Source organism: Geodermatophilus sp. SYSU D01176, from assembly GCF_054050015.1.
In genome coordinates this window covers 1-5344 of record NZ_JBJGYN010000098.1, presented here as the reverse complement: position 1 = coordinate 5344, position 5344 = coordinate 1, and the positions used below count along the sequence as shown (strand labels likewise).

Below are 5344 nucleotides of genomic sequence, written 5' to 3'. Positions count from 1 at the left end.
AGCGGAAGGAGCCCGGCTGGGCAGGCCCCTGCCGCAGCACCTCGACCGCCCGCGAGATCTCCTCGGCGGTGAGCGGGTCCAGCGGGTGCAGGACGACGGTCGCCGGGCTGATCTCCTGAATGCTCATCCGATCCTCCTGAGGGCGCGCGGGAACCATTCACCGCGCATGTCGAAATGGTCGCCAATTCGAGCGAGGGGTCAGGCCACATCGCTTGGAGCAGCAGCGGGGCCCCGCCGGGCACCGCTGGCGTGACGCTAGTCACACCTCTGGTAGCGAGCCAAGACCTCTACCGGAGATCGGGGTGAGAACTTCTGCGACCATTCTTCTCACCGCAGTTAACACAGCTGAAACACGACGCCGTTGGCAATCCCGTCCTGTGTTGCGACCATGACGCCCCTGTGCATGGGGTCACCCGAGGGCCCTCGCTCGCGCGTGTGGAGGTGCGCCCGTGGGATCCCGTGGCCGGTTCGGTGTGCCGGCGCGATCGCCGGTGTCCGGGCTCGACCGGCGCCGGCTGAGCCGCCTGCCGGTCCTGGCCCAGTCGGTCGCGGCGGTCGCACCGAGCGGAGCAGCGGCCACGATCCCGGCCATCGTCGTGGGTGCGACCGGATCCAGCGCCCTGCTGGCGTTCCTCGCGGCGACGGGCGTGTGCCTCCTCGTCGCCTCGAGCATCCGGCAGTTCGCCTCACGGATGCGTGCCGCCGGTGGGCTGTACACCTTCACGGCCAAGGCCCTGCACCCGTTCGCCGCCCTGGCCAGTGGGTGGTCGGCTCTCGTCGGGTACGCGGCCGTGGCGATGGCCGGGCTGGTCGCGGTGGGCCTCCACCTGGCCGACATCGCCGGCTACGCCGGGATCTCCGGAGGAGTCGTCGCGGTCCCGGCCCTCCTGATCACCGGAGTCACGGCCTGGGCCCTCTTGCACAGGCGGATCCGGCTGTCCTCGACCGTCACCCTGCTGGTCGAGTGCCTGTCGATCCTGCTCGTCGTGGCCGTGCTGGTGGTGCTGCTGGCAGTCGCCCTGCCCACGGCGCAGCTGGGGCGGGCGTTCTCCTTCGACGTGGACCTGCCGGCGCTCGCCGTCGGCACCGTCGTGGCGCTCAGCGCCTTCGTCGGGTTCGAGAGCGCGACGACGCTCGGGGTGGAGGCGGACCGCCCGCTGCAGGCGGTGCCGGCCGCCCTGCGGTGGACGGTTCCCGCTGCCGCCGTCCTCTACCTCCTGTCGGTCGCCATCCAGTCACTCGCCCTGTCCACCGAGGCCTCGCCCGTGCCCGGCACCACCCTCGCTGAACTGGTGTCCCGGAACCAGGTCACCGCGATGTCCGTGGTGTTGGACCTCGCCATCGTCACCTCGTTCTTCAGCTGCACCCTGGCGTCGGTCAACGCCCTCATCCGCGTCCTGTTCTGCATGGGCAGGGAAGGGGTGCTGCCCGCCCGGCTCGGACGCACCCACCCACGCCACCAGACGCCGAGCACGGCCCTGGCCGCTGTCATGCCACTCGTCATCGCCGTCCCGGCGGTGCTGCTCCTCGCCGGGGCCCGAGAGCGTGCCCTGGCCGACCTGCTCACCCTGTCCGCCTTCGGGTACCTCGGCAGCTACCTCGTCCTGTGCCTCGCGGTGCCGCGGTTCCTCCGCCGCATCGGCGAGCTGACCCCCCGCGCCGTCGTGGTGTCAGGCCTCGCCACGGTCGGTCTCGCCTTGGTCGCCGTGTACGCCGCCGTCCGGACGGTTCAGGACCGTCCACTCCTCGTGGCCGTGTTCGCCGCGGCACCGGTCATCGGTCTCGTGATCGCCGTCGGCCTGCGGTGGCGCGCACCGGGGCGGCTGGACCAGGTGGGCATCTATGACGAGACGAGCCAGGAGGACCTGGCCGTCGGTCCCCGACGTGGCATCCTGCTGTGACGCGTGACCGGTACGGGCGCAGCAGTCAGCCCACGACAGTGGAAGCGGCGCTCGACATCCTCGAGTCCGTGGCCCGGTTCGGTGCCGGGGTCACCGCGAAGGAGATCGCGGCCCACCTGCACATGCCGCCCGCCACGTGCTACAGACTGCTCAACTCCCTCGTCGCCAGCGAGTACCTGGTGCGGGTTGACGACCTCCACGGCTTCTCCCTCGGACGGCGGACGGACGGCCTGGTGACCGCTGCCTCGGTGCCGTTCGTCCCGACGGCCGCCAAGGACGTGATCGCCGACCTCCGTGAGGGGGTCCGGTTCGGCGTCCACCTGATGCTGTACCTGGGCGACACCCTCCACGTGGGGGACGCCGACCCGGACCGGCCGCTGCGCGCGGCGGTGGACCTGCAGCGTCATCTGCACGCCTCGGCCGCGGGCAAGCTGCTCCTCGCTCACCTACCGCGGTGGCGGGAGGCCCTCCCGCGGCTCACGGCGTTGACGTGCGCCACCATCACCGATCCGGAGCGTCTCGAGGCGGAACTCCAGGAGATCCGCAGGACAGGCGTTGCTCGGCAGGTCGGCGAATCGCACGAGGACGTCGCCTGCCTGGCCGTGCCGGTCTGCAGCCGGGCCGGGGTCGTCGTGGGCGCCGTGTGCCTGGCCGGGCCCGTGGGGCGCGCGGGGGCCCTCGACGCACGCGTGGACGAGATCACGGTGACGGCCCGCCGGCTCAGCTCGCTGGTCGCCTGACGCTCAGCGAGCCACGACGGCGAGCTCGGCGGCGAGATCGCCCCGCTCCCCCACGACGACGTCGTCCAGTCGCATCCAGCCGGCCATGAGCGCGAGCTCCTCGGCGAGGGCCGCGGCGACCTCCGCGCGGTCGACGCGGCCCTCGGCGAACGCGCCCTGCACGCGGAGCACACCGGCCTGCCGGTCGGCCTTGAGGTCGACCCGTGCCACCAGCCGGTCGCCGAGGAGGAACGGCAGCACGTAGTAGCCGTGCACCCGCTGGGCGGCCGGCGTGTAGATCTCCAGCCGGTACCGGAAGCCGAAGATCCGCTCGACCCGTGGCCGCTCCCACACCAGGGAGTCGAAGGGGCTCAGCAGCGCTCGCGCGCGCACCCACCGGGGACGGCGCGCCTCCGGGTGCAGCCACGCGGGGACGCCCCAGCCGGCCACCTCGACCGGGAGGAGCTCCTCGCTCTCGACGAGCTCAGCGATCGCGGCTCGCGCCGCGGGGGGACGCAGCCGGAAGTAGTCGCGCAGGTCCCGCCCGGTGGCGACGCCCAGCGCACGTGCGGCGGTGCGGACCAGCTCGCGGACGGCGTCTGCCGGCTCGGGGGTGGGCGCCTGCAGGACGGCGGCCGGCAGCACCCGCTCGGCGAGGTCGTAGACGCGCTCGAACCCGGCCGTCCGACCCCGGGTGGTGACCACGCCGGTGTAGAAGAGCCACTCGAGGGCGACCTTGCCGGCGTGCCAGTTCCACATGCTGCCGGGCCGGTCGGGCCGCGGCTCGGCCAGGTCGCTGGCCTTGAGCGGGCCGGACTCCCGCACCCGCTCGAGGACCTCGCCGACGTAGCCCGGTCGCTCCCGCTGGATGCGGACCATCGAGCCCCACGCGTGCTCCTCGGCCGCCGCCATGCGCCAGCGCAGGTGGGGGTGCAGCCGGACCGGCAACAAGGAGGCCTCGTGCGCCCAGTACTCGAACAGCTCCCTGCGACGGCCGGCGAGGTCGTCGAGCGTCTCCCGCGGATAGGGGCCGAGCCGGCTGAAGGCGGGCAGGTAGTGGGCGCGGGACACCACGTTGACCGAGTCGATCTGGAGCACCGCGAGCCGGGACGCCATCCGGCGCAGTGGGCGGGCATCGACGACGGCCAGGGGTCGGGGGTCGGCGAAGCCCTGCGCGGCGAGAGCGATGCGCCGGGCCAGGGCGGCCGGCAGCCGGTCGGCGACGGGTGTTCCCACGGCCGCCGATCCTGCCCCGGACCCCTGACGATCTCGGGGGCGGCCCCGTCGCGGCCTACGCTGCCTGGCGTGCAGCCGACCTCGCCGTTCCCCCGCCGCTCGGGGACCGCGGACGTGTCCGTCCGCCCGGCCCGGCCCGACGACGCGCCGGCGATCGCCCGCGTGCAGGCGGTCACCTGGCGGACGGCGTACCGCACCGTGCTGCCACCCGAGCTCCTCGACGACTGGGACGAGGCCGCGGCCGCGGACGTCTGGCGGGCGACGGTCGCCGCCCCACCCACTCCGGGGCACGCCGTCCTCGTGGCCGTGGAGCAGGACGCCGTCGTCGGCTTCGCCGCCTCCGGCCCGGCGGAGCTCGCCGCGGAGGAGCGCCCCCACCCGGCGGGCCCCAGCAGCGAGGTCGCGACGCTCCTCGTCGAACCCCGGTGGGGACGGCGTGGGCACGGCAGCCGCTTGCTGGCCGCCGTCGCCGACCTGGCGAGGGCGGGAGGGACGGCGCGGCTGCAGGTGTGGCTGCCGGAACAGGACGCGGTGTCCGCGGGCTTCTTCGAATCGGCGGGCTGGGCGCGCGACGGCTGGGTGCGCACGCTCGACACCGGAGGCGCACCGCTCCGCGAGGTCCGCTGGCACACGCTGCTGGAGGAGACGGACGGGAGTCGATGAGCTTCGAGGGGTTCCCCGACGAGGGGCTGGTCTTCTACGAGGGCCTGGAGGCCGACAACAGCAAGACCTACTGGACCCGCCACCGCGCCGCCTACGACGACTGCGTCCGGGCGCCGATGCAGGCGTTGCTCGACGAGCTCGCCGGCGAGTTCGGGACAGCCAAGCTCTTCCGCCCCTACCGGGACGTCCGCTTCAGCAACGACAAGACGCCGTACAAGACCCACCAGGGCGCCGTCGTGAACCCCGAGGGCCGCGGCGCGGGGGCCTGGTACGTGCAGGTCTCCGCCGACGGGCTGATGGTCGCCGGCGGCTGCTGGCGGCTGGAGTCCGACCAGGTGGCCCGCTACCGCCGTGCTGTGGCCGACTCCGTGCAGGGTCCGCGGCTGCAGGCCGAGCTGGACCGCCTGACCGCCGTCGGGTGGACAATCGGCGGCGACCGCCTGGTCCGCGTCCCGCCGGGCTTCGACCGCGACGGCGAGCGGGCCGACCTGCTGAGACACAAGTCGCTGCACGCCTCGCGACACTGGGAGCCGACGGACTGGCTGCACGACCGGCGCGCGCTGGACGAGGTGCGCTCGTCCTGGCGGGAGGTCACGGCGCTGAACGCCTGGTTCGCCGACAACGTCGGGGCGACGACGAAGGAACCGCGCGCTCGTCGGTGAGGGGTTCGCTGGTCGGTCGACACAGGACGTCCGGGAATGCCTGAAGGGCCCTCACCGGGTGGTGAGGGCCCTTCGGGGAACGGGTTGTCCGGCGGCGTCCTACTCTCCCACCCCGTCTCCGGGGCAGTACCATCGGCGCTGAGAGGCTTAGCTTCCGGGTTCG

5 protein-coding genes and 1 rRNA gene are annotated in these 5344 nt (G+C 73.4%); 4 read left to right on the top strand and 2 right to left on the bottom strand.

The features are described from left to right. The first annotated feature begins 449 nt into the window (after positions 1 to 449). Together ACI78Z_RS24755 and ACI78Z_RS24750 are read left to right on the top strand one after the other, a co-directional pair. Positions 450 to 1901 carry an APC family permease gene (locus ACI78Z_RS24755; protein ID WP_457039191.1) on the top strand — a complete coding sequence of 484 codons (1452 nt, stop codon included), beginning with the start codon at positions 450 to 452 and terminating at the stop codon, positions 1899 to 1901. Next, positions 1898 to 2641 (top strand): IclR family transcriptional regulator, encoded by a 744-nt coding sequence (locus ACI78Z_RS24750; protein ID WP_457039190.1) that lies wholly within the window; start codon positions 1898 to 1900, stop codon positions 2639 to 2641. The genes ACI78Z_RS24755 and ACI78Z_RS24750 overlap by 4 nt, the downstream gene beginning before the upstream one ends. Positions 2642 to 2644: 3 nt before the next feature. Here the strand turns inward: ACI78Z_RS24750 and ACI78Z_RS24745 are convergent, their stop codons facing one another. After that, positions 2645 to 3856, bottom strand: a complete 1212-nt coding sequence (locus ACI78Z_RS24745; RefSeq protein WP_457039189.1) for a winged helix-turn-helix domain-containing protein — start codon at positions 3854 to 3856, stop codon at positions 2645 to 2647. A gap of 69 nt (positions 3857 to 3925) precedes the next feature. Between ACI78Z_RS24745 and ACI78Z_RS24740 the strand changes: the two genes are divergently transcribed. Further along, positions 3926 to 4519: an N-acetyltransferase family protein gene (locus ACI78Z_RS24740; protein WP_457039188.1), complete on the top strand. Its 594-nt coding sequence runs from the start codon at positions 3926 to 3928 to the stop codon at positions 4517 to 4519. Then, positions 4516 to 5181: a DUF2461 domain-containing protein gene (locus ACI78Z_RS24735; RefSeq protein WP_457039187.1), complete on the top strand. Its 666-nt coding sequence runs from the start codon at positions 4516 to 4518 to the stop codon at positions 5179 to 5181. Before ACI78Z_RS24740 ends, ACI78Z_RS24735 begins: the two co-directional genes overlap by 4 nt. 86 nt (positions 5182 to 5267) lie before the next feature. Here the strand turns inward: ACI78Z_RS24735 and rrf are convergent. Then, positions 5268 to 5344, bottom strand: a 5S ribosomal RNA gene (gene rrf / locus ACI78Z_RS24730); the annotation flags it as partial.